We start from the raw sequence: 26,370 nt of genomic DNA, 5'->3' as shown, positions 1-26,370 counted from the left end.
TGTAACCTGTTTATCAAGTCAGTTATTCATTCAGCGCCACCCCGTTCAGCCATTTATCCCTTTGCGCTTTATCGCCGGTTTCTCTGTGCCTGAAATACTCTCACTTTGCCAAGTGATACCTGCGGCGAAGCAAAACAGCTGGCGTATAAAGATGCCATTCACATGTTGCATCGCGTCTCGAAGCCAACAACGCGCTGGCGTCTGGTACAGGCGTTAAAGCCTCACTCTTAACGACACCAGGGTTGCCAGGGCAATCAGTAGGGCAATCAGGTAAAGGGCCACTGGCAAGGTGAAATACTGTGCTATTTGCCCAACGCTGGCAGGGCCTGCCAGCACACCGATATAACCCAGTGTTGAAACCGCCGGTACCGCCAACGACTGCGGCATGCTGGTTTGCTTGCCTGTTGCGGAAAACATGATGGGCACTATGTTGGCACAGCCCAATCCAACGAGCGCATATCCCAGTAACGCAAGATTGAGATCTGAGGCCGAGATAGCGAGAAACATCCCGGCACTGGCCAGCAGCCCTCCGGTTGTCAGCACCAATCGGCTGCCAAAGCGTGAAATGGTGTTATCCCCGGTCAGGCGGCCGAGGGTCATGGTCAGCGAAAAGCAAAACAGGCCAAGCATGGCGCTTGAATGGGGCACATTTTGATACTCAGCGAGATACACGCCACTCCAATCCAGCACGGTTCCCTCTGCCAAAAACAACGAGAAACAGATCAAGCCAATCAGCAGTACCGGGCCATGGGGTAAGGCAAATGACGGCCCCTCCTTTGGGTTTGAAAAGGGAAGCAGACCGCGATGAAAGTAGAATAATCCTCCCACCACGAACACACTCACCAGGATACAGGCCTGCAGCGCTGAGATCCCGAGCGTTAATAGGGCCGCCATTACCCCGGCACCGCAAATGCCGCCCAAACTATAAAAGCCATGGAAGCCGGACATTAAATTTTTATCAGCGCGCTTCTCCACCAGAATGGCCTGAATATTCATCACGCAATCGGTTGCGCCAATGCCAAAGCCAAAAATAGTAAGTAAAACGGCCAGTTGAAAGGTGCTGGTGGCGAGCGGTAACAAAATCAACACCAGTGAAAACACACTGACGGTAACGAGCATAACCAGCTTACACCCCAGTCGGGTCGCCACGGCGCCTGCGAGGGGCATGGATGAAATAGCGCCAACGCCCAAACACAGCAAGAGTAAGCCGAGGGTCCCGTCGTCAATCCCGATATTGCTTTTGATAATGGGAATAATGGCCGCCCATGCCGCTGTTGCGAGGCCTGCACCAAAGAACATAGCCCGGGTTGAGGGGACTTCCATCACGCTGTCCAGTTGACTCACAAAGGGTTTAGTTGTCATAACACCACACAAAAAAGAGCTAAAACATCATAATCGAGCATGAAAGTGCAAACACCACTTGGTCACCGCCCGATCCCGATTGGTAACAGGTACTCACTTGCCCGCCATATAAACAGTAAAATCGGCAACCGATTGAGTCGCGTCTGTGAAAGCCGCTCATGTGCCCGGGTTAAAGCTTGGCCACAACGTTGAAATACCGGGGCATATGCTTTATCCCGGCTCACCTTTTCATTGATAAATGGAGCATGAACGCGCTAGCATGAGCCATGCTTGTTGATAATTCATGATAAATTATGCTCGATTATGCTTCCTTTCCGGATCAAAGGCAAACCCTGATTAAAACGCGCCTGCTACAGGATGGCAGAGTCGTCTGCGCTCAGCTCGCAGCCGAACTGGGTGTATCTGAACACACTATCCGGCGCGATTTGCAGGAACTGGCCAGTCAGGGCGTTTGCAAAAAGGTCTATGGCGGCGCTGTGAATGTGGTGGCAGATCCGCCGGGTTTAGCCGAGCGCATTCATCTGACAGGTGAAGAAAAGCAGAAACTTGGCCGGGCCAGTGCGCAGCTTTTGCGGGCCGGTGATTGCGTTTTTGTGGATTCGGGCAGCACCAATATGGCAATCGCCAAAGCGATAAGCCAGCAGCAAGCCATCACCTTTGTTACCCATGTGCCTGAAATTGCGGTTGAATTGCTGAAGTTGGCGCACTGTGAAGTGATTTTGTTGGGGGGGAAACTGAACCGGAAGATTGGCGCATCGGTTGGCCCCGCAACCATCAGGCAGCTGGAAACCATGTACTTCGACCAATGCCTGCTGGGAGCCTGCGCACTCGACCCTGAAGAAGGGGTGACGGTATTTGATTTCGATGATGCAGAATTTAAACGGACTATCGTCAAGCAAAGCAGTGAGGTTATTGTTGCGCTGACCCAAGACAAGTTGGGGACGGTAGCCAAACACAGGGTGATGCAGGTGAGTGAGATTTCCACTCTGGTGCTTGCAGGCGCGTCTGTGCCGGGTGTGCTGGCAAAGTTGGCACAATCAAACGTCAATATTGTGCAGGCAGATTAAAAGCGTATGCAGACACTATGTGGCGGGCAGTGACACAGGGCATGGTGTTTATTCAAAGCCTGTACACTCTATCCTGCTTATGGTGATGTGGGGTGATTCATATAGCCCAGATCGGCCCATCTTGTCCTTGATGGCCCCGGGGACTCAGATGCGGGGTTCAATCCACAGGCACCAACAGGCGTAGCCTTCAGAGCACATGGCGCTTAGCCAGCTGATTCAGCAAAAAAAGCCGGGATTATCCCGGCTTTTTCATGTTTACAGCCTGCCAATCGCATCGGCCCGGCCGCTGCGGCTCGGGATTACAGTCCGTTGCAGTTGGCGTAGTAGGTGACGGTGGCGGGCCAGTCGGAGAATACCCCTATTACGCCCACGTCTTTGGCAAGTACGTCCAACAGCTCGTAGGTGACCCCTTCATTGGTGGTGGCATCGGTAATGCTTTGATAATACCAGCCGCCGCCGTTGGTAAGATGACCCGAGCGCTCCAGTGTCCAGGTGATTATCTTAAGCCCGGCGGCCTTGGCGGCCTTGGCATATTCCGATGGCACTATCTTGCCGTCGTTATCCAGTGTCACCAGCATCCACAGCGGCGGCGCGACTATCTCCACACCATCGGCCTTGAGGCTTGCCATATCTGGCTGCCAGGTGTCAGGGTTCATGGGGTCAAAACCGGGCAGGGTCTCATCCCTGTCATCCAGATACACGGCCTGCTGACCAAATTCCGGTGCGGTGGCAATCCAGTGCTTCACATCCTCCAGATTAAACGACTGGGGGTAAACACGGTCAGCCGTCACACCGGCGGCTTGGTATTCGGCCACCAGTTTGTCGGCGTAATCCTGTTGGGTCATGCCATCGAAGGGCATGCTGACGGCGGGGGACTTGAGCTCCGGGGTCATTTTAACGCCCGCGGCCTTGAACATGTCAATCGACTGAGCGTGGGTCATCAGGGTTCCGGTGGCAGCATAAAGGTCGGTGCGCCAGCCCGGGGTGCCTGCGAGGTATTCATCCACTGTGGTGGCCCTGGGATTGGCACCGTCCATCTTGCCTTTCAGGCTCATGAATTCATCGAGGCTGATGTCGCTGGTGCAGCATTTGGCCGAGGCGGGGGTGCCGGTGGCGGCATCGAAGGGGCTGAAGGGGGCGCTGCATTTGGCGGCAAGTTCAGGGATGGCGAGAATATTGGTGGTGGTATGCAGATCGCACTGGGAGTGGCGGCACACCAGCGCCTTGTCAGCGGTAAAGGTCACGTCACATTCCACTACCCCTGCACCCGAGTCGATGGCGGCCTGATAGGACTCACGGGTGTGCTCAGGAAACTGCATGGCGGCGCCCCGGTGGCCGATGGAAAAGTCGCTGCGGTAAAAGGGCATGTCTTTGCACTGGGCCAGTGCCGATTTGAGCTCACCTTCGGCCATTTGCGAAATGAGATACGCCGGGCGAACGCCCACCTGCGCAGGTACCTTGGTGACGGCTGGCGGCGTGACCTCAGTTTCGGTTTGTGGACTGTCGTTATCATTGCAGGCGGTTAACGCCAGCAGTGGCAGGAGGCAGAGCAAGGGGCAGGTTTTACGGAGCATCATGTTGATTCCAAAGTAGAAAAATTGGAGTAAACCTAACCTCGCTCTGTGACACGCCCAAGACAGCCCCGTTAACGAACCATGACACGCAAATGGCATGGGGCAAAAGAAAAAGCCTTCGCTTTGCGAAGGCTTTTTTGTACCCAAACCACGGTGGCCCTTTTCAGTTAGCCACTTAGGTTATGGCTTTAAGCTGCCAGGCTTTAGTTGGGCAGCGCCGAGAGTACCGTCACACAGCGCTGCTGCAGCTGCCGTGCTTCCAGCAGTGCCCTGTGCATGCCGCTGGAAAGCGCAGGTTTGCTGTCGATGTAGCGGCTCAGGGCATCCACACCCTGCTGGCTGCAATCGCCGGGGATGAGTGTGGCGGCCGAGCGGGCAAACACAGGTCCCTTGGCGTCCAGCTCCGGCAGCATGGCGAGGCGCTCGTCGCTGCTGGCATTGGCAAGCAGGCGCTGCTCCGGCTGGTACAGATTCGCCATGGCCACCCTCAACTTGGGGAAGGGCTCGCTGCCGGCGGCGATTTTACTCAGCCACTGGCGCTTGATGCTGCCATCGGGGCGCTGCACCCGGGCGCGGATCGCGGATTTCTGGCCGCTGTCGCTGTTGTCGTGAAGAAGCTCTTCCCGCACCCGGCGCTCGGCGCCCAGGGCGTCGAGGCGATTCAAACGGGCAATGATATCCCAGCGCCTGTCCTGATCTATCTCAAGGCCCTGTACCTTACTGGCACCATCAAGCAAATCATTTAGATGATCAATGGCTTCACCGCCATAGGCCAGGCTGATATAGGCATCAAACCAGCGGCCTTGCAGCTCTTTGTCACCACGGCTTTCCATAGCGCGGCGCAGGCTCATTTGCGACAGGGCGCGCAGGCCCTTGTCGGCAAAGCTGCCTTTGCCTTTGTTGGCACTTTGCAGGTAGAAGGCGCTGGATTGCAGCTTGCCGATGATTTGAGTGCTCATCTGCAAGTCTTTTTCCAATGGCGCGTTGATGAGCGCCGTGGCCAAAAAGTCCTGCAGTGGCAGCTTGCCATCGGTGACACTGTCCCACAGGCTTTGCCACAGCATGGCCCTGAGCAGCGGATCTTCGGTGCGCGACAGTTGGCTGCGGGCGGTGTCGAAGGAGCGGGCATCCAGGTTCACCTTCACATAACCCCAGTCCTGATAGTTGGGGTAAACCAGTTTGGGGCACTGGCGACCGACAAGGGCGGGCACCTCGGTGCGTGCGCCCTTGAAGGTGACTTCCACCACCCGGTCGCGGTGTAGCCCGTGGCGGTCGGCATCGAACAACGCCACCTGTACTTTTTGTTCACGCAGTACCGGATAGTCGGCCGGTGCGCTCTGGCGCAGGGCGAAGTGGCTGATTTGCTCGCCCTCGCAGCTGAATTCGGCTTCGATACTGTTAACCCCGGGCTGATACAGCCAATCGCGGGTCCACTGGGTTAAATCCCTGCCGGCTGCCTGTGCCAGGCTGCCAATAAAGTCATCCAGGGTAGCGTTGCGGTAGCTGTACTGCTTGAGGTAAGCCGATACGCCGCGCCGGAAGGCTTCTTCGCCCAGTAAGATGCTCAGCTGACGCAGGCTGGCGGCACCTTTTTGGTAGGTGATGGCATCGATGTTGTCGAAGGCATTGCCCGACGTCGGCACTGGCACCTCGATGGGGTGGGTGGTCACCAGGCTGTCGAGGGTGTAGGCCCGCTGTTTGCCACCGGCATAAAAGCTTTGCCATGCATGGGAAAACTCAGGAATTTTGGCCAGCGCCATAGTGCCCATCAGGGAAGCAAAGCTCTCGTTAAGCCACAGGCCGTTCCACCACTTCATGGTCACCAGATCGCCAAACCACTGGTGCGCCATCTCATGCATGATAACTCCTGCCAGCGACTGCTTCTGCGCCAGGCTCATCTCGCCACTGGAGACAAAAGACGACTCGGAGAAGGTAATGGCCGCGGCGTTTTCCATGGCACCGTAGAGGAAGTCGGGCACCAACAGCTGATCGTACTTTTTAAAGGGATAGGGAATGCCAAAATATTGTTCAAAATAGTCAAGGCCCAGCGCTGTGTAGCGGAACCAGTCTTGTGGGGTGACCTTGTCGGCAATGGACTGACGGGCGAAGAGGCGCATGGGGTAGCGGGCTTCGCTGCTTTGCCATACCTGATAGGGCCCCGCATGGAGCGAGAAGTTATAGGGGCTCAGCAGCGGGGTTTCGGGGAAGTCCCACACCCGCATATCGCCTTGGGCATTAATGCTGCTTTCCCGTGTGGTGGTAACAACGTGCCAGTCGGCGGGGGCCGTTACCCTGACCTTGTAGCTGGCCTTGAGATCCGGCTGGTCGAATACGGCAAACATTTGCTGGGCGGCCGCAGGTTCAAAATGAGAGTACAGGTAGACACGGCCATCGACCGGGTCTTCGAAGCGGTGCAAGCCTTCGCCATTGGTGCTGTGGGGGCGGACAAAGCTCACCTGCACCTGGTTTTCACCGCTCACCAGCAATCTGGGGTTTAAGGTCAGGTAGCTGCCGTTGTAGTTGGGGTAAACCTTGGCGCCGTTAATCAACAGCTCGGTAATGCGGGCCTTGTTCAGGTCCAGCGTCAGCGGTGAGAGTGTATCGCCAAGCTGAAAGCGTACCTTACTGGTGGCGCTGAATTCGGCACTGCCATTGAGATTGAAGTCCAGCTCATAATGCACGTTACTGACACGTTGGCTGCGATTTGCCGCCTGTTCGGCGCTGATATAAGGCGTGTTATCCCGCTCCAATGGATGGGATTTGTCGGTGGAGGCACAGGACACCAGGGTGATAGCGGCAACGGCCACCCAGGCTTGGCTTAAGAACTTCACGTGAGACTTCCTTCAAGTTACCGCAATGCGGCTTATTTTTAGGCGCTTAACTTACCTTAAGGGGCCTGCCATTGCCAGCCTGAGCGCGGGCGTTGGCGGCATTTGCCAGTTGCACCTGGGCAATACCCGACAGCAGGATAAGGGCGCAGCCACCCCATTTAAGGGCTGACATGGGCTCGTTAAACAGCAGATAACCGGTTAATACCACGACCAGAGGTTCAAGGTAGGCCAGGGTGCCGAACATCTTGGCCGGCAGCGCGGTAATGGATTTTACCGCAAAGAGGATGGCTAAAAAGCCGGGGAAGACGGCGGCAATCATCAGCCAGAACCATTCACTGGCGTTGGGCAAGGGGTCGCCCCAAACCATGGGCAGTGTCACCAGGGCACCCACGGCCAGCTGTACCCAGGTTTTGGCGTAGGGATCGCTGGCGGGCGGAATTTTTTTATTGATGAGGATAAAGGCGGTGTAGGCCAGCAAACAGCCCAGCGCATAGCTCATGCCGAGGGCTTCGGCGCCAGCCATATCCAAGTTGAACTCCTGAAGCATGGCAAAACCGAAAAAGGCCAGCAAAATCAGACCAAAAGCCGCTGCCCCCAAACGCTCCCCAAACAAAAAATGCGCGCCTATGGCAGCCACTGCCGGAGCAAGATACACCAACATAATGGCGAGGGACATGGGAATGGTTTCTATGGCTTTGAGAAAACACAGAATAAAGGTCGCCAGCAATACGCCACCGGCCACTGTGCCCCAGTGCGGTTTTACCCATAGCCTTGCCGTTTCGCGGCGAAACAGCAAAAACAGCATCAGGATAAGGGCGCCCAGCCCCAGCCGGTAAAAGGTCAGCATGGCGGCATCCAGTTCGCCAAAGCGGGCAATGATGCCAATGGTACCCATGAGAATGGCTGACAGGGCTGCCAACAAATAAAAACCGCTTTGCATTGTACGGGCTCCGACAGGGATGCAGGACAGGGGCAGACAAGATAGCCATTCCCCCGGGGCGCCACAAGATGTGTGCCCCGGGAAATGTGCTGGATTTTAGTCTAAGAGACGGCTTAAGCCCTGATGTCAGGGGTGCTCCGGCTGGGCTTGCAGCATCTCGTCTATGGAGGGCTCTTCTTCGGGTTCCACCGTCATCATGGCCTTGTATTTTTGCAAGATGGCGGCAAGGGTGCCGTCTTCCCGTATTGAACTCAGGCCCTGATTGAAGTCATCCCGAATTCGGGCCGAGCGAAAGGCAAAACGGTAGGCCGTGGGTTCGAAAATGCAGGCCTCACGAACCTCAAGCCCGGCCTCCGTAAATCCGGCCTCCAGCTCTTTTTTGCGATAGTAGGCAAAGATACTTTTTTCCATGACTATCACGTCGGTTCGGCCCTTGAACAGCATATGAATTTGATGGCGCTGGGCGGCAATTTCGCTGTAAGACGGCGATTTGGCGACTGTGCTGCCAAACTCTTCTCCCAGAATCCGCGACGCCTGTTGAAAGGCCACCACACTCATGCCCTTCAAATCGCCAATGGTGTTGATGTCCAGATTGCGGGAGGCAAGGCTGATAACGCAGTTATGGAAACGGATGACTTCATCGCTGTAGAACACGCCCTCAAGCATATTCTCTTTGGTGTTGATGATGCCGTCGAGCTTACCGTCCTTGAGCTCGCGGAAGGTGCGGGACAGCGGCATGTAATGGATCACCGCATAGTGTCCCCGGCGGGCCAGCGCCTGGCGCAGTATATCCAGCTCCAGACCGCTGTTTTCCTGCTGAATCACGTAGGGCGGTATCGCAAAGCTCACGCCCACATTGACGGTTTCAGCAGAAACCTGTGTTGTTGCTCCCAGGCTTGCCAGGAACAAGCTGGTTACTAGGTTACTTTTGTTTTTCATTTTAACTAAGTTCTCAGGGAGACGGCTTTATTGTTTAGTCGCTCTGTCGGCGGGCCGTCTTGGGTTGTCGAGTCAGTATTGAGTTTAGTTCACTCCCTGTGCAATAGCGGGTGGAACAAATATTTAGAATGAGGAACCGGGTTCTTGTAAAAAAGCGAGTTCATCTGCGCTGGACTCTCGGCCTAATATATTGTTTCTATGAGGATAACGGCCAAATCGGTCAATAATGGCCTTGTGGCGAATCTCAAACTCCAGGTTGCCCCGGGCGGCCTCGCGGGAAAAGAGTTTCATGGCTTCTTCGTGGATAAGGGCCGACTCGCTGTGCATGTAGGGCATGTATAAAAAGGGCACCATATTATCCGGCAGCGCCTTATCCACTCCCAGAGCGACGGCCTCCTGAGCCAGCACCAATGCCATGGGGTCGGCTTCAAAGGCAGCCGGGGTATCGCGGTACACATTACGTGAAAACTGATCGAGCACGATAATCTCCGCAAGGCGTCCCATCGGGTGTTGCCGCCAGCCAAAGAGCTCCCCCCGTTTGGCCGCGACCAACACCTCGATAAAGCGTTGTGCAATCAGATGGTCAAAGTCAGCATCCTTTTGCCACCATTGTTTGGGGCTGATTTCGCTGAACCAAAAATCGATGATTTGCTGCCAATGCGTCATTTGTGCTCCGGTTAAATCCAGTTACCTCTGTGCTTGTCCAGCTGTGTCAGTGCGGCCAGAGCAATGGTCCTGGCCTCGCTGTAGGGGATCCAGGGCAGGAAAATCTTACCGCTGGCAAGCCCGAGCTCCAGGGTCGCCAAGCCTTTTTTCCGTTGCCCGGGCGATTGAAGCAGACTCACGTGTTGCACCTTGTACAGGGGCACTCTTTTGATACTTTGGCCAAGCAGGCCGGTGCGTTGCCACACCAGGGTATCGTCGTGCCGGTAGCCCCAGTGTTTGAACCTGAGCCAAAGTCCGACCGAGCCCAGTATGGCCACGGTCAGGGCGAGCTCGATAACAACCAGCTCCCGGGAAATCAGCATCGTCAGCAGCGCCGGAAGCCAGACAAATGCGAGTCTGCGTTTCAGCCAGCCATTGTGGATGGGGCGCAGTTCATGCACCTGTGGCGGCAGGCTGTCTTGGCCGGGCAGCGCCTTGAGCTGGGCAAACAGGGGCGGGAGCTCATCGGGAGTCACAGAGGGGATAAGCAGTGGCAGCTTGAGGTGTTGTTCAACCTCATGGCCCTGAACCTGACGGAAAAACACCGTCCAGCGCTTCAGCAGCCGTGCAATGGGGGGTTGATTGAATTCCACCAGTTGAATGCGTTTCATCGCCAGCGCATCCTGCTGGTGGGCCAATATGCCGCCCGTGCGCTCCAGGGTGGACTCGGCGCCAAGCTTTAGTCGGTAGGGGTAGTATTTCAAAAAGGCAAACAGCACTGAAATGAGCGCAAAACAGATATATCCCAGCAAAATCAGTGCTATCACACTTAAGGTGCCCCACAGCGGCCCCTGGGATTCGATACGCACAAAGGTGTTAAGGCCAAGGGATTCGAACCAGCTCTCCACCGGCAGCTGCCCCATGATAGAGCCGGCGAAGACCATAAACCAGACAAAGTTGTTGTGGTAAAGCCCAAATAAAAACAGTGGCTTGCCGCCTCTTTCAAGCAGCAGTGAGTCCGTTTGTTCCTCGTGATGGTTAACAGGTTCGGCAGGCTTTTGCAGCAAATGCGACTTGAGGGCCATGGCATTGCTCAGGGGCATGGCGGCAATTTGCACCTCATCTTTACGGGAGCCTGCGGTCTCGACTACCAGGGTGCAGAGTAAGAGAGGTTTAAAGTAAAAGGGTTGGTCGAGTCGCACGTTCTGAATTTTATCCAGCGGCAATTCATCTTTGCGTTTGAAAAACAGCCCCCGGCGCACTTCCAGTTTATGGCTGCCGGGGCGGAACCTGTAGGTGGCATATTGCACCAGGGCGAAGGTGAGAATGCCCAGCAGCACCAATAAGGCCACGGAAATGACCAGCGGTGAGTCGAACCCCTGTTTCCAGCCGGTAAAGACGATGGGGATAAGGGCATAGCCCTGGGTCAGTACCTGGCGCGCCGTGCCCAGGGTAAAGCTGACTACAGACCAGGGCGACAGGCTTTGCCAGTTCTCGGCAGTAGCACTCACAGTTCAGTTACTCCAGCACGGGCGAGCAGGTGGCCCCGCAGCGCCTCCGCATCGTCGATGGGCAGGCCACGAATTTCAATTTCAGCGTTTCCGCTGCCAGCGCTGAAACACTTGACGCAGGCGAGGCCGTAGCGCCGCTCCAAGGGTCCCTGTGACAGGGTGACGTGCTGGATACGGCTGTAAGGCATGGCGGTTCGCTTTTGCCACCACACGCCGGTTTGGCTGAGCAGGTCCAGCTCGCCAACGCCGTACCCCAGAGCATTGGCCCAGCGATGACCCAGCCACAGGCTGAGGCCTGCCAGCGATACGCCAATGCTGCTGATCGCCAGCACTATCATGTCGGGCACTCCGGCAAAGATAAGCAGCAATGACAGAGGCAGGAATATTAATAAAAATATCATGGCCGTGGTGACCATCAGCAGGGTGGCATAGCGGGGATCGGCCGGGATGAGCACGGCGGCTTCGAAGGGAGTCCAGCGATCCCGGGGTAACAAGAGCCCTTGTAATTCAGCATCTTGTGCCTGCATTTGTGTCGTCCTTGTGACATTTTTGTATTCACGGCCAATATAGCAGTGAAAAGTTGCGAGGATCCAGCCAATGGAAATATTTGCTTGCAAAGCCGTCTCAGGGCTTGGTTGGCTCTTGGTTAGCGACTGAATTTCAAGTAATTTGGATTCAATCTCCCTACAGGAATCATGGTGATGACCCAGGATAATGCTTCAGGCGATCAGGTCAGCAAACAGCACAAGGCCTTTTTGCGTAAATTGTATCTGGCCCATCTGATGGACGATGCGCGCCATAATCTGCTGTCGCTGGGCAAGCTGACCGGTATGCCGAGACGGACCTTGCAGGATGCCATCGCCAGTTTTGCCGACATAGGTATTGAGGTGGAGTTTGTTCAGGATGGCGAGCGCCATAACGCCGGTTATTACCGTATTCGTACCTGGGGACCCATCAGCAGCGCCTGGATGGACACCCATGTGGACGAGGTCAAGAGCCTGCTGGGCGTAGACGATGCCGACGGGCAGGCCACGGCCGGGAATGGGGCGTGATTTCTTCTGTGGGTGGGCTCGATGAGAGCCTGTGGTATCTGACCCTTGGGGAACCCATGCTGCCCCGCGCTTCGCTGGAAAATGATATCGAGGCGGATGTTTGCATTCTGGGCGCCGGGTACTCAGGCCTGTGGACGGCCCTGTTTCTCAAACAGAAACAGCCTTCGCTGAAGGTGGTTGTGCTTGAAGCTGCCATGGCTGGAGAGGGGGCGTCCGGGCGCAACGGCGGTTGGCTGATGGGCAGCTTTGGCGGCGATTTGGGTTATCTGGCACAGCTGGATGGCGAGGCCCGGCGCCGGGCAAAAGCGCGCATTACCGGCACGGTTGCCCGGGCGGCCAATACCTTCAGCGAGCTGGGTATCCAATGCGACTTCCATCATGGCGGTAACCTGTATCAGGCGGCGCGCTACCCCCAGCAGCTTAAGCGATTGCAAGCCGAGCTGGCGCATTTTCGTGAAGCCGGTTTTGACGAAGAAGACTATCGCCTGCTGTCGGCCGCAGACGCCAGCCACGCCCTTAATCTGCCGGGGACACAAGCGGCGCTCTACACCCCTCACTGTGCCCGGGTGCATCCGCTGAAGCTGGCCCGGGGCCTTGCCCGGGCCGCCGAACGTGCCGGCGTGGTTATCTATGAGCACAGCCCTGTGCAGCTGGCTGAAAAAAGCAGGTTCACCCCCTCTGAAAGCGGCCTGAAAACCCAGAAAAACACCGTCTTTACCCCAAAGGGCTCGGTCAGGGCCGCTGTGGTGGTGGCCGCGCTCGAAGGCTACCAGCGGCTCCTGGGGCTTGATAACAGAACCAGCCTGCCGGTGTTCAGTGTGCTCTGCGCCACCGAACCCCTGAGCGAACAGCAATGGGCCACTATCGGTCTTGAAAACCGCGAAACCTTTGCCGATGCCTCACGGCTTATCACCTACGGCCAGCGCAGCGCAGACAATCGCTTGGTATTTGGTGCACGCGGTGGCTATGGCTTTGGCGGCGCAGTGAAAACCCAATTTGGCTTTACGCCCCGCACGTTGGGTGAATCGCCAAGAGGCGATATCTTTGACCTGAGAAGTCAGCTGTTGCAGGCGTTTTTCCCCGCCCTTGAGGGCACGCAAATCACCCATGGCTGGGGCGGCTGTTTGTCGCTCTCGCGGGCGTTTAGGCCCCATGCACTCTTCGATGAAGCTGCGGGGCTTGCTTTTGTGGGCGGCTATGGCGGCGAAGGCGTGGGCGCCAGCATGCTCTTTGGCGAAACCCTGGCCGAGCTGATTGCCCGGCCAGAGGGTGAGCTCGCTGGTATGCCATGGGCGTACCGGGGCGCCGTGAGTGAGCATCTGCGCCGCTGGGAGTCGGAGCCACTTCCCTGGCTGGGTTACAGCGCAAGCGGGCTGCTTTACCGGTTTGAAGAGCGCCTGCTCTGCCGCAAGCCTCAGCCAGGGTATACGCCTGTGGTCAGTCGGCTTGCCGATGCCCTGGAAATCCTGATGAGTTAGTCAATCATTGAGCCTCGGTGGGGACTGGGCTGACCACACCCAACTGGCTCAGCTGCAGCGCCGCCATGGTGGCTTCTATTGCAGCCCTGTGCCTGGTCTCGACAAAGCCCTGATAATCGGGTTCGCAAGGCCTGCCATCGATACTTATGCCTTCGCCGCTGAGGCTGTTGGCCCTGCCAAAGGGTTTGATGCCCTGCGTGTAACCGGCGAAGTATCTGTGGCCCAAATCTTCACGCCAAAAGAGCCGCCAGGGGGCGGCGCAGCCTGGAATGGGGTTATCCAGCGCGGTAAGGGTTTGTCTGGCTACCCGAGTCCTTAAGGCATCGAAGTTTGCTGAAAGATTGCTTGAAGCTGCGTGAAGCTCGGGGCAGGGAATGGCTGCAATTGGCTGTTCAGCGCCGGTTGAGTTCACCGGCCAGTCGTCCACCGGGTCATGGATAACAAAAATGCCGCGAAATCCGAAACCCAGGTAATTCACCAGCGGCGCAAACTCCCGCTGCCAGGCAATGATTTTGGGGCCGTGGTACACGGGCACCGCATGGGCTGGCACAGTGACATCCTGAATAAGATGAATAATGGCGCCCAGATAATAGGCCTTGTGCTCAGCGGGTGCCTGCTCAAGCCCGGCCTGCGCCGCCTGCCACAGCCGTGCCATGGACATATCGGTCTTCCCCGCCAGCCGCTGAGCGTCAGCGGTTTTATCGGGATGATAAAAATGCCAGTTATGAATTCGCTTGGTCATGGGAAACACCGCCTTGGCAAAGGATGTGTTCATCAGTTCCTTTGGCAGCTTGCCAGCGCCTTCATCCATGGCAAGGTTGCCCTGCATCAACTGTAAACGGGTCGACTCACTCAGATTAATGCCGCATTGGGCCATGGCATCAACGGCGAGTGTGGTGAGGGGCTCGTGGGCCTCTTTGGGGTGATAGCCCTTGGCACTAAAAGCCAAAAGTATAAGTAAAGCAAACAGATATTTAATCACATCGACATCCTTGCCCGCAGTTTTGCCGAATCTAACACCTTGGGCAGACAAAACCAAATCCCGGTAGATGCTTGCGCGGCTTTTGCCAACGAGGCTGGACGTCGGCTGCGACACGCTCTGGCCTGCCCCTGGGTTTTACGCGATCAACTAAGCCTGAGGTTGTTTTTTATCCGCCGCGCCCACATATTCACAGCCAAACCTTCTCTTATCTTCCCGGGAGCCGCCAGTGCCGGACACCTTGGCCACCAACAACCAGGCAACGACGGCCTCGCAGGGCAATGTCGTTGCCTGGTTGGGCAGTTTTTTACGCCCCTATAAACTCAGGGTAATCACAGCGCTCATTTGTTTGTTGATTGGCTCGCTGGCCTGGCTTGCGCTGGGGCAGGGGGTAAAGCTGATTGTCGACGAAGGCTTTGTGGCCGGAGACGCTGCGCGCCTCAATCAACTGGTGTGGCTGTTGGTGGGCATAGCTGCCATCAGCTCCAGTGCCGTGTTTTGCCGCTTTTATTTGATGAGCTGGCTTGGAGAGCGGGTAAGCAATGATATTCGCGCCCGGGTGTACGATAACCTCCTGACCCTGCCGCCCGCCTTTTATGCGAAGCTTAGAACCGGTGAGGTGATATCCCGCTTCACCGCCGACTCCACCTTGCTGCAAACCGTGATTGGCTCGAGTTTCTCCATGGCGCTGCGCTCCTTTGTGTCTGTGCTTGGTGGCATCGCCATGATGGCCATCACCAGCGTAAAACTCACGGCGTTGGTGCTGGTGGCCGTGCCCGCCGTGCTGGTGCCCATTCTGATTTTTGGCCGCAAGGTGCGCACCCTTTCCCGCGACAGCCAGGACAGGGTGGCCGACCTTGGTGCCTACATTGATGAAAGCCTGCACGAAATTCATACGGTGCAGTCCTACACCCACGAACAGGTCGACAGGGACAAGTTTGCTGGTTTGCTCGGCAAGGTGCTGGGCAGCGCCGGACGCCGTATTCAGTTTCGGGCACTCTTGATAGCGGGGGTGATGTTTTTAACCATAGCCGCCATCGCCCTGATGATATGGGTAGGCGCGCGGGATGTGATGATCGGCGCCATCAGTGCCGGTGAACTCTCGGCGTTTTTGTTCTATGCCCTGCTGGTGGCTGGGGCCACAGCCACCATCAGCGAAGTGATAGGGGATGTGCAGCGCGCCAGCGGCGCCGCTGAACGCTTAAAGGAGCTGAGCGAAGCCGTGAGTGAAGTGCCTCAGGCTCGACATCCGGTGGCGCTGCCCGCCAAACTCAGCGGCGATATTCGTATCGAGGGACTCAGTTTCTGCTATCCCGGTACCGACGTCCGCGCGCTGGATGAGATATCAGTGCATATTCGCCCCGGTGAGAAAGTGGCCCTGGTGGGCGAAAGTGGCGCGGGCAAAAGTACCCTGTTTCAGCTTCTGGGCCGTTTTTATGCGCCGGATAGCGGTACCATCTATTTGGATGATACGGATATCGCTAACGCCGACCTGCAAGCGCTCAGACGTGCCTTTGCCCTGGTGCCCCAGGAGTCGGTGATTTTTGCCGATTCGGTGCTGGAAAACGTTCGCTACGGTAAGGTGGATGCCACTCTCGATGAGGTGAAGGCTGCCTGTGTGGCGGCCCGTGCCCACGACTTTATCGAGGCCATGCCCGAGGGCTACCACAGTTATTTGGGGGAGCGCGGGGTGAAACTCTCCGGTGGCCAAAAGCAGCGCATCGCCATCGCCCGCGCCATACTCGCAAGCCGGCCCGTGCTCTTGCTCGACGAAGCCACCAGCGCCCTGGATGCGGTGAGCGAGCGCTATGTAAAAGAAGCGCTGGATACCCTCATCTGTGGCCGCACCAGCCTTATCATCGCCCATCGCCTGGCAACCGTTATCAATGCCGACCGGATCCTGGTGATGGACAAGGGCAAAATCATTGCTCAAGGCAGCCACACAGAGCTGCTGGAATCCAGCCAGCAATACCGGGAATTCGCCAGTTTGCAGCTGTTAACGGAAGCGTGATGCCAAACAAAAAGGGAGCCCAAGCTCCCTTTTTGTTTGATGATGGCAGCGTTGTTCAATCCGCAAACACCAACAGGCCTCGCTATCGGGGTAGATTCGTTTGAACAGGGTTACTTGAAAATGTGAATATGATTGCTAATTCAGGCTAACCATATGAACGGCCGGGTGTACGATTATAACCTGGGCCGCTTCATGAGCGTGGATCCGCTGATCCAGAGTCCCACCTCGACCCAGAGTGTGAACCCCTATTCGTACATAATGAACAACCCGCTGGCGGGGACGGATCCGACTGGGTATGCCTGTGAGGCAGCAACTGGTTCGCATATTTGTAAATCGGAAGTTAAGGCTACAGTGACAAAAGAAGGTACTACGGCAAAAGTGCACTTAACTGGCGGAACAGCGAAACAGCAACGAGCCGTTGCCAATACCATTGTCAATGGCGCTAAAACTGCACAGGCAACCGGAAGTTCGCTGGCAAGTGGCATTCTCTCTGAAGTTGGTAGTATGCTGTGGAATACAAAGCAGACCATGGGAAGCACAACTAATAGTAATAGCGATAATACTGCCGGAGAAGTAGCCACCGCAGCTGGTGCAGCCTCAGTATCGCTTTCTGTGCTAGAGCATACTACAGATGGAAAAGCACTAGTGCCCCCAATAGGAGATTATGATTCAACCGGTCAATCACGGGTAATGGGAAAGCTTGAAAAAGTTAAACCTGGAAAAATCAATCAAATACCATTAAAAGAAATAACAAAATATGCTAGTCGATTAGGTGGTGCGCTTGGTGCTGTGGCTGTTATGGCTTCCTATAAAGCTAATATAGCTGCTTTAGAAAAAGGAGATATTAGTGACTCAGAACTGAAAGGTAAGCTTTTTGCCGATGCAGTAGTTGCCCTAATTGCTTTTCGAGGGGGCAAGGGAGGGGCTATTGTCGGTGGAGCTTATTTTGTAGCTGACTACGTTTTTTCAAAAGACGATGTGAATGGTTGGATCATGATTAAAAGAGAGAGCGTAAGTGCAATGGAAAATACTCAATCATCTATATCCGATAGCACTCGTGAATTGAAAGCGATTAGGCGAGAGTATGAAAATAATCCTAAGAGTGTCATTTATAGTTCGTTAGGCATTGATAATATCAATTTTGGTGGTGAGTGAAAAATGAGAATTCTACAAGATTTCTTAGTAGGCGGGTATGCTTACTATCGGAAGAAAAGGTTCAGTCACGATAGTGCCGTGACTATGCTTACTTTGGCTGTGTACGCAATGCCAGCTTTAATTGCTTTGGGACTCACAGACCATTTTTTCAGAACTAAGGCTGATGTTTTTGATAGCTATGGAATAGAGTTGGGTGTTATTTTTGTTGTTGTTTTTATGATTGTCAGTCACAGACTGGATAAGTATTTAAATACATATAAAGATAAAAATTACTTAAATGAATTTTCTAGAGAGATTCGACTACATAGTATACTCATTTATTTGATGGTTATTGTTAATTTTTTCGTTTGGTACTATTTAAGATAGATATAAAATAAAAAGACAGCAGAAGACAGGACATCCACATAACCTGGACCTTAAGCATTTAGATGCTGAAGTATCCCATCCAAGCTGTTGTCTTTCTTCGACTTTGACTGTGGGCTGCGTTGGCATGTGTGGGCAATGAATTTTATTGCCCAAGCCACATCCGAAACAAACAAAACAGGACAGCCAGATCTTTTTGATGTTCGATAACCCCTCGACTAGGCTTTGATCTATCCCCTTCTCGCCAGTCGAGGCTTACCATGACCACCGCCAGACGCCAATTGATAGATGCTGAATCTACGCCTTTCTACCATGTGATAAATCGCTGTGTCCGACGGGCGTTTTTGTGTGGCGAGGATGCGCTGTCGGGGCGCAGCTATGAGCACAGGCGTGACTGGATAGTGGATAAAATCAAGCAGTTGTCCTCGGTGTTCTGTATCGATGTCTGCGCCTATGCGGTGATGTCCAACCACTATCATCTGGTGCTGAAAATTAATCTGGCAACTCAAAAGCGCTTGTCACACTTTGAGGTCATTGAGCGGTGGACGCAGCTTTTCTTTGGTCATCCTGTCGCGGCTAAGTTTCTCAAGGGTGACAGTCTCGAGGAAGGCGAGCGCCTTTTGCTGGATAGTCTGATTGGTGAGTGGCAGGAGCGGCTTGGCAGTATCAGTTGGTTCATGCGCTGCCTCAACGAGGAGATTGCCCGCAAAGCCAATCGGGAAGATGGCTGCAAAGGTGTATTCTGGGAAGGGCGCTTTAAATCTCAGGCGCTGCTGGATGAGCAGGCACTGCTGGCCTGCATGATGTATGTGGACTTAAACCCCATTCGTGCCGGTATTGCCGACTCGCTGCAAGGCTCAGATTACACCTCGATTCAGGAGCGAATTGAAGAACTTGCAAGTCCCCAGTCTGCTCCTGTTGCGCTCAAACCACTGCTGGCGTTTGATGGCGCCGCCATCGCTACCGAGCAATGCGGCATCCCGTTCCACTTTGCCGATTACCTGGAGCTGATTGACTGGACCGGGCGCGCGGTGCGGGAAGACAAACGTGGTTTTATCGCCACCACAAGGCCAAAGCTGCTTGCTGAACTTGGGATCAGTGATGATGCCTGGATAACCTCAGCCAAGGAATTTCGCCGCCAATACAGTGGTATCAGCGGCCGCTGGGATGCCATGTGCGCCATGAAAGCCAAATGTGGCGGCAAATGGTGTAGAGGAAAGCAGCAAAGCGCGTCGATACATCCAGACTAATCAAGCCTGGTATATTCCACGTTTCCCCTGCTGGCTCGAACCAGAATTTGGCATGGCCGAAAGGCCCCATTTTGCCTCAAATGGATCTCTTGAAGCTTACCAACAAACACTGTACATACCCGTCATCGCGCCAGAGAGCAGGCTCGACAGGGTATTGGCATTTTGTTTGTCTCAAAAAGTGTTTAGGATGTCCTGTTATTTGGTTATTTGATATGAAGATGCAAGACAGGGATTATGATATGAGAATAGTTTTGGCTTTTATGCTAATCAGCTTGATTATTGTACGGTTAGCTCATGCGGATGAACTCCAGGTAAATGAAATGGATAATCACAAACTGCTTGATTTGGTTACTGCTACAATTCAAAATAATGATGTTGATGAAAAAGAAAAAAATTTTGTATACAAAAGCTTGAATGCTATTGCCAAGCAATATCCAGCGGAGGTTAACTATTTGCTGGGACAAATTTTTTATTTTGGAATATTTGAGAATAGAAATCTTGAAAAAGCTATAAATTATCTAACTATTTCCTCTGAGTTGAATGATACTAGAGCTCAATATTTGTTAGGGACAATCCTTGCAATGGAGCAGGGATATGTCCATTATGAACAAGCTATACCACTATTGGAAAAAGCAGCAGCAGATGGTATTCCTGATGCAATGCATAATTTATACATCCTATATCGGAAAGAGAAATACCCAAAAGATCTAGCCATAGAGTGGCTAAAAAAAGCTGCGAATATAAAATTTGAACCGGCAATGTTTTTTTTGAAGCGAGAAGAATATTTGGCCGCACTGGAATCAAATGATAAGGAGAAATTGGAAGAGATAGCAAAGTATCTAATTTCTGAGAGATTTGAAAGCCTTTCTGGAGAAAGATACTTCTTGTTGGCAAAAATATATAATAGTTCATCACCATTAAGTGATGATGATTTAAGACTCAAGTATCTGCAATTGTCGGCTGATGAAGGATTCGACTTGGCTATAAACATCTTAAGTAATTATAATAGACTTGTGGAGCAACAAGTCAAAGAGGGTGGGAATTAGTGAATGAATCAACGCTAACTTTCAAAAATGTATTGGTCGAGACTTGATCTGAAACCTCATTTTTAAAAGGTGAGAGTTACCCGTTTTGATAAGGGTGTCGAATCTTCAATCAAAACATAAGAGGGAACCCTCATGCTGCATACTAACAACCCCTGCAGTGGTCAATTAAGACTGGCCACTGGTTTATAGTTAAGCCAGTATATTCTCTCTGGCTCAGTTGGGATCAGGCCACTGTTGTAACACATTAGATATAGGACAGGCATAACACTTTTGGTCAATCAGCCCCATTTGCTTGGGGCTTTTTCTTGCCTGACACCGGGCAATTCGACCAGCAGCCCGGGCAGCGTTTGCCGGTAGAAGTGATCAGTGTCTGCCAGCTGGGCGGGCAGTTTGATGCAGCGCCGCCAGGCGGAATGCGTCGAGTCCATTGGGACCCGCATTAATTCCAGTTTGGGCGGCCAGATCACTTTATGCACGGTGCAATGGGGACTCAATGAGAGATTGCTCATGGATCATTTCGTAATATCTTGCACAGTAAGAGCCGTAAAATATAAGGGTTGACGCTTTGTAGGAATGCTCAACATCGACATAGCCTTTCATCTTGCTGAGTAAGTTAGGGGATAGTCAAAAAACCAAAAAACCAAAAAACCAAAAAACCAAAAAACCAAAACACCAAAACACCGGGTCGAAGACGGGGTGTTTTGGTGGCGTTCAATAACAAATGTGCATTGGTTATCCGTGTGTCAGACAATTCTCGGGTATGAGTGACATTGAAGGCTAGGTCCCCGTCATTTGGCCGGTATAGAGGATAAAGTTGCGCAGCAAGAACACCCCCAAAAGGCTGAAACTGGCGGTTACCGCCACATAGGCGAACTTACGATCCGCCGAGACTTTCATCCACAGATTGAAGGCCAGTGGCAGGGTAAGACCTAGGCCGATAACGCCGGCCCAGAATATCCACCCCCAGAAGCCAAACCCCAGTGCGTTGAGCGCCGCAACCTGGCTCTGACCGCCGGAGAGGATTAATCCGGCGAAGAAGGTAAACAGCAGGCCAATTTCCACCAGGATGAGGGGAATTTCGATGCCGTGGATAAAACGCACTTCCACCCCATTGGGGTTGCCCCGAAGCAGCACACCACCCAGCAGGGTTGCGGCGGCGCCGGAGGAGAGCCCGGAGATCAGGAACAGCAATGGCAGCACCGGGTTATTGAGCAGCGGGAAGCCTATCAGCGCCGACAGCAGGAAGCCGGTGTAGGCCCCAAGGGAGATGGCGAGGATCACCAGAATGCCGGTGATAGCAGCTTCCTGCAGAACCAGCCAATTGAGCAGCTGCCGGACGATGGCCAAGCGATTGCCCAGCAACTGGCCGATGCGCACATGGAAGACGCATGCTATCCAGGCAAACAGCACCACCTGATAGGCCATCAGCACCAGCACCCCCATGGACATCACAGAGCTGGTATTGTAGAACACCAGGATCTTCCAGAAATCCAGTGGCCGGGTGAGGTCAAATACCAGGATCCCCAGACCACCAAATACGGCGACAGGTGCGATGATGGCCGCCGCCTGCACGAAGGGCGAATGCCAGGCTTCATGGAATAACTTAAAGTGTTTCAGCATGATGGCGAAAAATACCGCCCCAGCAGACAGACCCGCCAGGAAGAGGTAAATGGCGATAGGCCAATGCCATACCAGGCCTTCGAAATGAAAAGCGCTCATAGCATTATCTCCCCATCTATGGTTTGAATATGGAACAGCTTGGGCCGGGTCCCCAGGTCCACCTTGGCGCGGTAGCTGGGCTTGGCTTTAAGCAACTTGACCAATTCCGACTCGGGATCCTTGAGATTGCCGAAGGTCAGTGCCTTGGTGGGGCAGGCTTCGACACAGGCAGGTTGCAGCCCCTGAGCCAGGCGACTCTTCTGACAGAAATCGCATTTGTCGGCGGTGCGGGTCTCGGGGTGGATATACCTGACCTGATAGGGGCAGGCGGCAATGCAATACTGGCAACCCACGCAGCGGTCGCTGTTGACCGCCACAATGCCGGTCTCTTTGTCGATATAGGCAGCGCCTGTGGGGCAGACCCGCACACAGGGCGCGGCTTCGCAATGCTGACAGGAGACACGGCTGAAGCGGTAGCTCTGGTTAGGATACTCACCAAAGGGGCCCCTGCGCTCTATCTTCACCCGGGTGACACCCTCGGGGATCTGATTGGTCTCACGGCACGCCTGGACACAGGCATTACAGCCGATGCAGGCATTTTCATCGTGCACCATGGCATATTTGGTTTCGCTTTCCGCCTCGGGTTGCAGCAGGGAATCGGCCTGGAGCGTGCGGGTGGCTCCATACACAGAGACACCGGTCAGCAGCGCCCCAACCCCCTTGAGAAACTGGCGTTTGGAAACTAGCATGACAGGCCTCCTATTGTTCGACTTTGTGGCAGCTGACGCACAGCTGGCTATGTTGTTGCGGTGAGAGCGACAACATGGGGTCCGATTCGGGATGGAGTCGGTGGCACTGGTCGCAGCCAAGGCGGTTGGCGTGCACATTGTGAGTCCACTCGACCTCACCCAGAGCCTGATGGTCGTGACAGGTCAGACAGACGGCGCTGCGTTCCTGGGGCGGGAAGGCGCTTTCGGGCCCAAAAGCCATAATATTCGAGCCCTTCCTGGGATGGCTCTCCTGGGGGCCGTGACAGTCCTGACAGAGAATGGCCAGGCCAGGGCTGGCATGTATGCCTTCGAGTTGGCCATTGCGTTTATGGCACTTGATACAGCTGCGGCTGTCCTGCTCGTCGGCGGCTAAGGCACTGGAAGCCAGGCCCACCAGACCCAGTGTCAGAATGCTGGCCAGCAGCGCAGTACAAGGGGTAATTTGACACATAATGCATCCTTACACCTCAGTGAGCATGACGTTGTGGGTATGAGGAGCGCCAAGTGGTCAGTTTGACGCTCGTTGGGCGTTGCGATGAGAGATACCCATCAGGCGGCGAGTGCGGTGCGCAGCAAGGCTTCGTCGCAATGCTTGTCTTTGTCCAGCTTAATAAGCTGTACGCCTATGTAATCCAAGCATTTTTCGACAAACTTCATCTGCTCGGGAGAGCTGGCCGCAGGGTCGCTCACCACGAGTTTGACCGCAGAAGATTCGTTGTCGACGACCACGTAATCCAGGTGACAGTGTTCCATAAAGTCCTGCACCTCTTCGTGGTTCCTGACGGACTCATCCAGGTCGACTACATTCACCAGTGACGCTCCGTAAAGGACATCGTAGCGGTTGGCGGCGATGGCCTTTAAGCTTTTCAGAAAGTGCATTGAATCTTTGTCGAGCAAGTGAGGCTTGATGCTGACGGCAGCTTCCACCAACTGGTTCTCACTTGATCTAAAGAACTTGATGCACGTCATGACGAAGGTCACGATGACCAGAGGACACATGACAAAAAAGACAAACCATATAAACGCATAACTTAAAATAACGATAGTGGTGGTGTTCATGGTAAACCTCCAAGGTTATTTTCCTTTTTAACTCTCGAATTAATTATTACCCTATGAACTCTATTTACAATAAATATTGAAATCGGACTATTAAAAATTAGGCTTGGGTCAGATACCGGTATTTAGCTATTTCGTTTTGTAGATAATCAATAATTAGATATGTGGTTTTTAATTATTGAATATCTGAGGTTTGGTAGGGTTTATAAGATATTTTTAATGAAAAATAAGCTCTTGCGGTGTTTCTGTAAATGGTTGAAATTTAGAAATATGATCTAAGTCTCTTTTGTTTGTTTTATTAAATTAGAATAAATGTATTGTCAGCATAAATATATTTACTATACTCCCAATGGGTATATTCAATGTCGGGAGAGGTATTTTGAAATGAAAAATATGACTCTGGATAGTTTAGATATGCTGAGTGCCAATATATTAGTTAATTTGTATGAAAAGCATTCGGCTTCGTCAGTGGCGATGGAGATGAATATACCCGCCCCCAAAGTGAGCCGCTGCTTACAACATGCGCGGATGATCTTTAACGATCCCCTGTTTATCCGTAAGAAGCATGGCCTCGAACCCAATGAATTTACCCGCCAACTCTATCCCTTGGTCAAAGCCCTGGTGCAGTGCGGTGAACAGCTGCAACAGCTGGAGAGTTGCCACGATCTGGCCGCGAGCCAGGTGATGGTGCTCTATGTGAGCGACCTCCTGATAGCCGAACTGCCCCAGCGCCTGAGCAGCGCCATCAGTGAGGCGCAGCTGCCCATTAGCTATGAGCTGCGCACCGGCTCTGTGGATCTGGTGGAAGATCTGGCTCAGGGACTGGTTGACCTGGCCATTGTCAGTGAATCCTCTGACAGGGCACTGCAAGACGACAGACTCATTGTGTCTCCGTTGACTGAATTAACCCATCTGTATCTGCTTTGCTCCCACAAGCATCCGCTGTTGCAGCAGGAGATAAGCCTCGGCAACATCGCCAATTATCCCTACCTGAGCGCTTTCGGTCAGCTGGACAAACAGGCACCGGATCCTTTCCAGCGCTACTGTGCCCAGCAGCGGCTCAGTTGCCATCTGGCACCGGTGGAATTGGGCCGTGAGGGGCTGGCGTTTCATCAGTTGTATCGTTATCTGTCTGACGATAAGACGGTGAGTCTGCTGCCATACAGCAGGGTGTATGAGCACAGTGAGCAGCTTCCCGGTTTGCACGTGTGCTGCCTGTCGGGCATGGATACCGCGCGTCTTTATCGGGATCAGCCCTATCCCCGGCTCTATATGCTGAGCCGCAGTGGTCGTGGTGGTGCGCATCTCGAGTGGATGAAGCAGGAGATAGGCCAGCTTATCAAGCAGAACGTGCATTAGCACAGGCATCCAGCTGTCAGCGGGTTCATGTGGCTTGTCGGGTTTGCGCCTGGCTTGAGCCTTGGGCTAAAGGCGCTGGCTAAAGGGTCGGCAAGTCCCGGGTATTTTCCTGGGCCACCTGATCGCAGTGGGCCTGCATCTCGTGCAATTTTTCCGTCAGCACCCTGCGCAGGCAGTGGGTGAGCTCCGGCTTTATCCCCTTGTGGCAATGCAGATAGTAGCTTTGTGTCTCGAGTTCTGTGGTTTGCAGCCAGATTTTCGAGATATCCAGATAGTCCACATCGTCGCGATTTTCGAAATAGGCCATCGACATTGCTGAGGAGAGCAGGGCGATATCCTCGCTGTGACTGACATGATCCACCACCATCCTCAGGCTCGGACTCTTGAGGGCCACGCGGATCTCGATATGCCTGGCTTTGGCGTAGACCTCTATGGGATGAGGCTCCTGCTCCTGTAAGTGGGTGTTTACCAGGGCGATATGGTAGTTAAACATCTGCGTTAAGGGAGCATCACTGCTTAAAATAGGGTGGCCACGACGGGCGACGATGAAGAAGTGAGTGATATCCCCCAGCTTAAAGTTGTTCACCATGGGGTGATTAATGGGTTCGGTGGAGATACTGCAGTCCACCTTGCCCTGACACAGGCGTTGGTGGATCTTGTCGGTCCAGGGTTGAATATTAATGCTCACCCCACCCTCGATGCAGTGACAGGTGTTATGCACACAGTTCATTGCCATCAGCGACCACTGTTCATAGGTGGCGACACTGAGCTGATAGGGCTCGGCCCCCTTGTCTATGGTGGCGGCCACTATCTTGTCGTACTGCTCCAATATGGTTTTGACCATGGGATAGATGGTGACGGCTACCTGATTGGGCTCGAAGCCATACTGCTGACGGATAAAGAGTTCATCTTCCAGCACTTCCCGCAGGCAGGTCAGGCAGCGGCTCACCTTGGACTGTGTGGTACGCAAGCGCTCGGCCACCGCACTGCCGCTTTTAAGCTCAACCAGTCCGATAAAAACCTGCAGGGTAAAGTAATCGAGTCGGCTCACTTTCTTCAGCATGACAGTCTCCCTCTATCGGCAGCATTAACAGGCAAAGGTAATGGATCTTTTGTTTAAAAATTAACCAATTGCCAGAGGGTTTTGTGGCACAGCTTAATCAGAAATTCTGCGGTTCAGATCACAGTTAATTCAGTATTCATTTTGGGTTGAATTACTGTAGAGGCTTGAGGGGGCCAGGGCCTCAGGAAGGCTGGCTAAATTATTTCTTTAAAAATATATGCTTGTGAGAGTATGGCGCGATAAGGCTGACGCATCAGCCA

Annotated in this window: 24 protein-coding genes; 9 read left to right on the top strand and 15 right to left on the bottom strand. The window is 53.8% G+C overall.

Features of this window, described 5'->3' with window-relative positions; translation table 11 throughout:
- Positions 1–213 precede the first annotated feature (213 nt).
- Positions 214–1,362: an MFS transporter gene (locus tag SAMA_RS15250; protein WP_011761028.1), complete on the bottom strand. Its 1,149-nt coding sequence runs from the start codon at positions 1,360–1,362 to the stop codon at positions 214–216.
- A gap of 293 nt (positions 1,363–1,655) precedes the next feature.
- Here SAMA_RS15250 and SAMA_RS15245 point away from each other — a divergent pair, with 293 nt between their 5' ends.
- Complete coding sequence (locus tag SAMA_RS15245) at positions 1,656–2,429, top strand: DeoR/GlpR family DNA-binding transcription regulator (protein ID WP_011761027.1); 774 nt, start codon at positions 1,656–1,658, stop codon at positions 2,427–2,429.
- A gap of 299 nt (positions 2,430–2,728) precedes the next feature.
- Here SAMA_RS15245 and SAMA_RS15240 read toward each other — a convergent pair whose 3' ends face one another.
- The 7 genes from SAMA_RS15240 to SAMA_RS15210 form a co-directional block, all read right to left on the bottom strand.
- On the bottom strand, positions 2,729–4,003 hold the full coding sequence (locus SAMA_RS15240; RefSeq protein ID WP_041410542.1) for a glycerophosphodiester phosphodiesterase family protein: 1,275 nt from the start codon (positions 4,001–4,003) through the stop codon (positions 2,729–2,731).
- Positions 4,004–4,206: 203 nt separating this feature from the next.
- The gene (pepN, locus tag SAMA_RS15235) at positions 4,207–6,834 is read right to left on the bottom strand and encodes an aminopeptidase N (protein WP_011761025.1); all 2,628 of its coding nucleotides are present in this window, start codon (positions 6,832–6,834) and stop codon (positions 4,207–4,209) included.
- A 46-nt stretch (positions 6,835–6,880) separates the two neighbouring features.
- Positions 6,881–7,774, bottom strand: coding sequence for a DMT family transporter (locus SAMA_RS15230; RefSeq protein ID WP_011761024.1), 894 nt, complete (start codon positions 7,772–7,774; stop codon positions 6,881–6,883).
- 126 nt (positions 7,775–7,900) lie between these two features.
- Complete coding sequence (locus SAMA_RS15225) at positions 7,901–8,713, bottom strand: substrate-binding periplasmic protein (RefSeq protein WP_011761023.1); 813 nt, start codon at positions 8,711–8,713, stop codon at positions 7,901–7,903.
- A gap of 123 nt (positions 8,714–8,836) precedes the next feature.
- Positions 8,837–9,379 (bottom strand): DUF924 family protein, encoded by a 543-nt coding sequence (locus tag SAMA_RS15220; protein WP_011761022.1) that lies wholly within the window; start codon positions 9,377–9,379, stop codon positions 8,837–8,839.
- An 11-nt stretch (positions 9,380–9,390) separates the two neighbouring features.
- Complete coding sequence (locus tag SAMA_RS15215) at positions 9,391–10,869, bottom strand: PH domain-containing protein (RefSeq protein WP_011761021.1); 1,479 nt, start codon at positions 10,867–10,869, stop codon at positions 9,391–9,393.
- The gene (locus SAMA_RS15210; RefSeq protein WP_011761020.1) at positions 10,866–11,396 is read right to left on the bottom strand and encodes a PH domain-containing protein; all 531 of its coding nucleotides are present in this window, start codon (positions 11,394–11,396) and stop codon (positions 10,866–10,868) included. The genes SAMA_RS15215 and SAMA_RS15210 overlap by 4 nt, the downstream gene beginning before the upstream one ends.
- A 174-nt stretch (positions 11,397–11,570) precedes the next feature.
- Here SAMA_RS15210 and SAMA_RS15205 point away from each other — a divergent pair, with 174 nt between their 5' ends.
- The gene (locus SAMA_RS15205; protein WP_011761019.1) at positions 11,571–11,921 is read left to right on the top strand and encodes a winged helix-turn-helix domain-containing protein; all 351 of its coding nucleotides are present in this window, start codon (positions 11,571–11,573) and stop codon (positions 11,919–11,921) included.
- The gene (locus tag SAMA_RS15200) at positions 11,918–13,399 is read left to right on the top strand and encodes an NAD(P)/FAD-dependent oxidoreductase (RefSeq protein ID WP_011761018.1); all 1,482 of its coding nucleotides are present in this window, start codon (positions 11,918–11,920) and stop codon (positions 13,397–13,399) included. Before SAMA_RS15205 ends, SAMA_RS15200 begins: the two co-directional genes overlap by 4 nt.
- A 4-nt stretch (positions 13,400–13,403) precedes the next feature.
- Here the strand turns inward: SAMA_RS15200 and SAMA_RS15195 are convergent, their stop codons facing one another.
- Positions 13,404–14,381: a phospholipase C/P1 nuclease family protein gene (locus tag SAMA_RS15195; RefSeq protein ID WP_157608347.1), complete on the bottom strand. Its 978-nt coding sequence runs from the start codon at positions 14,379–14,381 to the stop codon at positions 13,404–13,406.
- 238 nt (positions 14,382–14,619) lie between these two features.
- Here SAMA_RS15195 and SAMA_RS15190 point away from each other — a divergent pair, with 238 nt between their 5' ends.
- The 5 genes from SAMA_RS15190 to SAMA_RS15170 all read left to right on the top strand — a co-directional run bounded on the left by SAMA_RS15190 (position 14,620) and on the right by SAMA_RS15170 (position 20,203).
- The gene (locus SAMA_RS15190) at positions 14,620–16,389 is read left to right on the top strand and encodes an ABC transporter transmembrane domain-containing protein (RefSeq protein ID WP_408640226.1); all 1,770 of its coding nucleotides are present in this window, start codon (positions 14,620–14,622) and stop codon (positions 16,387–16,389) included.
- Positions 16,390–16,581: 192 nt separating this feature from the next.
- Positions 16,582–17,544 carry a hypothetical protein gene (locus tag SAMA_RS19790; protein ID WP_232280496.1) on the top strand — a complete coding sequence of 321 codons (963 nt, stop codon included), beginning with the start codon at positions 16,582–16,584 and terminating at the stop codon, positions 17,542–17,544.
- Positions 17,545–17,547: 3 nt separating this feature from the next.
- Complete coding sequence (locus tag SAMA_RS15180) at positions 17,548–17,910, top strand: hypothetical protein (RefSeq protein WP_041409900.1); 363 nt, start codon at positions 17,548–17,550, stop codon at positions 17,908–17,910.
- Between the two features lie 257 nt (positions 17,911–18,167).
- Entirely contained in the window at positions 18,168–19,157 is a 990-nt protein-coding gene (locus SAMA_RS15175) for a hypothetical protein (RefSeq protein WP_011761014.1), read from the top strand.
- 212 nt (positions 19,158–19,369) lie between these two features.
- A complete protein-coding gene (locus SAMA_RS15170; RefSeq protein ID WP_041409899.1) occupies positions 19,370–20,203 on the top strand; it encodes a tetratricopeptide repeat protein in 834 nt (277 codons plus the stop codon).
- Positions 20,204–20,481: 278 nt separating this feature from the next.
- Here SAMA_RS15170 and SAMA_RS19630 read toward each other — a convergent pair whose 3' ends face one another.
- From SAMA_RS19630 to SAMA_RS15150, 5 genes are all read right to left on the bottom strand, one after another.
- The gene (locus tag SAMA_RS19630; protein WP_157608345.1) at positions 20,482–20,712 is read right to left on the bottom strand and encodes a hypothetical protein; all 231 of its coding nucleotides are present in this window, start codon (positions 20,710–20,712) and stop codon (positions 20,482–20,484) included.
- 268 nt (positions 20,713–20,980) lie between these two features.
- The gene (gene nrfD, locus SAMA_RS15165) at positions 20,981–21,922 is read right to left on the bottom strand and encodes a cytochrome c nitrite reductase subunit NrfD (protein WP_011761012.1); all 942 of its coding nucleotides are present in this window, start codon (positions 21,920–21,922) and stop codon (positions 20,981–20,983) included.
- Positions 21,919–22,611, bottom strand: a complete 693-nt coding sequence (locus tag SAMA_RS15160) for a 4Fe-4S dicluster domain-containing protein (protein ID WP_011761011.1) — start codon at positions 22,609–22,611, stop codon at positions 21,919–21,921. Before SAMA_RS15160 ends, nrfD begins: the two co-directional genes overlap by 4 nt.
- A 10-nt stretch (positions 22,612–22,621) precedes the next feature.
- The gene (locus tag SAMA_RS15155; RefSeq protein WP_011761010.1) at positions 22,622–23,083 is read right to left on the bottom strand and encodes a cytochrome c3 family protein; all 462 of its coding nucleotides are present in this window, start codon (positions 23,081–23,083) and stop codon (positions 22,622–22,624) included.
- A gap of 98 nt (positions 23,084–23,181) precedes the next feature.
- Positions 23,182–23,691, bottom strand: coding sequence for a PDDEXK family nuclease (locus SAMA_RS15150; protein ID WP_011761009.1), 510 nt, complete (start codon positions 23,689–23,691; stop codon positions 23,182–23,184).
- Positions 23,692–24,072: 381 nt separating this feature from the next.
- Here SAMA_RS15150 and SAMA_RS15145 point away from each other — a divergent pair, with 381 nt between their 5' ends.
- Positions 24,073–25,047, top strand: coding sequence for a LysR family transcriptional regulator (locus SAMA_RS15145; RefSeq protein WP_011761008.1), 975 nt, complete (start codon positions 24,073–24,075; stop codon positions 25,045–25,047).
- 79 nt (positions 25,048–25,126) lie between these two features.
- On the opposite strand, the gene SAMA_RS15140 is transcribed toward SAMA_RS15145, so the two are convergent.
- Positions 25,127–26,110 carry a LysR family transcriptional regulator gene (locus SAMA_RS15140; protein WP_011761007.1) on the bottom strand — a complete coding sequence of 328 codons (984 nt, stop codon included), beginning with the start codon at positions 26,108–26,110 and terminating at the stop codon, positions 25,127–25,129.
- Positions 26,111–26,370: the final 260 nt, after the last annotated feature.

It is taken from the genome of Shewanella amazonensis SB2B (genome assembly GCF_000015245.1).
GTDB lineage: Bacteria > Pseudomonadota > Gammaproteobacteria > Enterobacterales > Shewanellaceae > Shewanella > Shewanella amazonensis.
This window is presented reverse-complemented; position numbering and strand designations above follow the sequence as displayed.